Source organism: Roseitalea sp. (genome assembly GCF_984466335.1).
The window spans coordinates 1-1,988 of the sequence record NZ_CFIFWG010000232.1 but is presented as its reverse complement, the minus strand read 5'-3'; the positions used below and the strand labels follow the sequence as shown (position 1 = coordinate 1,988).

The window sequence follows — 1,988 nt, the reverse complement described above, 5'->3', positions numbered from 1 at the left end:
TGGTCGACGACCATGTCGATGATCGCAAAATAGGTTTCAGGGAACTCCTGCGCCACCTTGTCGACGGCCTGGGCGGCCGAGAAGCCCGCGATGATCACCGGCGAATGGCCGCGCTCGGCGAAGCGGCGCAACGCCTGCTCGCGCTGGGCCTCGTTCTGGATCTCGAACTCGACATATTCGATGCCGGTCTCCTGACTGAACCGTTCGGCGCCGTTGAAGGCGGCCTCGTTGAACGACTTGTCGAACTTGCCGCCCAGATCGTAGACGATGGCCGGTGTTTCGGCATGCGCCGTGGCGGTCATCGCGGTTGCGGCCAGAAGGCCAAGAACAAAGCGCTTCATTCTCACTTACCCTGTGTAGCTGTTTCGCTCCAGCGCCGCGCGCCGGCCCCCCTGAAAGCGGCCGGGTGCCGCTCTGCATGGACCTTGGCACGCAGGATCGCGCCCTGTCGACAAAAAAGACCGTCGGCTCATGCCGGCCGGGCCGTCTCGCCTGCCTGCACCGGCATGGGGCAGCTCACGCCCGTGCCCTGCAAACCGCAATAGCCGCCGGGATTTTTGGCCAGATATTGCTGGTGATAATCCTCGGCGAAGTAGAAGGCATCGAGCGGCTTGATCTCGGTCGTGATGGCCTCGCGGCGCCCGGCCCTTGCGAGCGCGGCCCGATAGGCTTCGCACGCCGCCTTCGCCTCGCCCAATTGTGCGTCGGTCGTGGTATAGACGGCCGACCGGTAGACCGTGCCGATATCGTTGCCCTGGCGCATGCCCTGCGTCGGATCGTGTTCCTCGAAGAAGACGCGCAGGAGTCCGCCGTAGCCGATGCGCGCCGGATCATGGACCACCATCACCGTTTCGGCATGGCCGGTCTGTCCGGTGCAGGTCTCCTCATAGGTCGGGTTCGGCGTGTGCCCGCCCGCATAGCCGACCGCGGTGATGTGAACGCCGGGCAGCCGCCAGAACAGCCGCTCGGCGCCCCAGAAGCACCCCATGCCGAAACAGGCGGTCTCGAAGCCTTCCGGATGCGGTCCGCGCATCGGCCGGCCGTTGACATGGTGTGCGTCCGCGATGGCCATCGGCGTGTCGCGTCCCGGCAGGGCCCGGTCGGCGGTCACCATTTTGGTCTTCCAGGTCAGAAGGCTGGTTGGAAACATCGGCACTGTCCTTTCCCTGTCCCTGTGTTCTGCGCGTGCGCTGTGGCTCATAGCATGCGTGTCTTGCGCCTGCGGCGAATGCCGCCCGCAAGCGCAAGGAGCAGCGCAAGGCCGCCGGACACGATGAATGTGGGCCAGCCGGCGAAGGTTGCAAGGACGGGATCGCCCAAAAGCGGGTGGAGGGCGCTTGCCAGCCAGGCACCGACCGCGTCCCGCGTGCCCGGCGCGAGACCGTCCCAACTGTCGGCCAGTGGCGTCATCGTGAGCGTCGACGCGCCGACCGACCGCGTCACGTCGACCACGGCGAAGATCACCGTGACCGCCAGAAACAAGACCGCTAACGCGCGCAGCAGGAAACGGATCATGCAAACCCGGTTTTGACCTTTGTGCCGCACAATGTCGAACCTGCGGCGCATCCCGCCTTTCCCTTTACGGCAATCGCGCCGGTCCGGTCCAGTCCGGCGACGGGACCCGGCTTGATCGCCCGCGTGCGGCGCGCTAGGGGAGGGTCTTGGTTGCGCTCGGCCGAACCGTCTGGGCGCGACATGATAAGGTGAGGTGGCCGAGTGGTTGAAGGCGCACCGGCGGTTTTCCGCTCTGGCGGAAAACGCCCGTCACCGAAAGGGGTGCGTGCGCCCCTCAACCCGCTCGGCCGAACCGTCCGGGCGCGACATGATAAGGTGAGGTGGCCGAGTGGTTGAAGGCGCACGCCTGGAACGCGTGTAGGCGGGAAACCGTCTCCAGGGTTCGAATCCCTGTCTCACCGCCACTCTGGAACATGAATGCGAACGCCGTTCGCCGCCGATTCTACGCCATTTGAAGCCGCCAGCACCGGCAG

General features: G+C 65.8%; 3 protein-coding genes and 1 tRNA gene. 1 reads left to right on the top strand and 3 read right to left on the bottom strand.

Annotated features, from left to right (window positions below; all coding sequences use genetic code 11):
- The 3 genes from AC5E6L_RS14870 to AC5E6L_RS14860 all read right to left on the bottom strand — a co-directional run.
- Positions 1-341: BMP family ABC transporter substrate-binding protein (locus tag AC5E6L_RS14870; RefSeq protein ID WP_491774340.1), on the bottom strand; the 341-nt coding region annotated here is incomplete at its 3' end.
- Between the two features lie 128 nt (positions 342-469).
- Positions 470-1,150: a peptide-methionine (S)-S-oxide reductase MsrA gene (gene msrA, locus AC5E6L_RS14865; RefSeq protein ID WP_491228529.1), complete on the bottom strand. Its 681-nt coding sequence runs from the start codon at positions 1,148-1,150 to the stop codon at positions 470-472.
- 47 nt (positions 1,151-1,197) lie between these two features.
- Positions 1,198-1,515, bottom strand: a complete 318-nt coding sequence (locus tag AC5E6L_RS14860; protein WP_491228528.1) for a hypothetical protein — start codon at positions 1,513-1,515, stop codon at positions 1,198-1,200.
- A gap of 314 nt (positions 1,516-1,829) precedes the next feature.
- On the opposite strand from AC5E6L_RS14860, the gene AC5E6L_RS14855 reads away from it, so the two are divergent.
- A tRNA-Ser gene (locus tag AC5E6L_RS14855) sits at positions 1,830-1,919 on the top strand.
- The last annotated feature ends 69 nt before the right edge of the window (positions 1,920-1,988 follow it).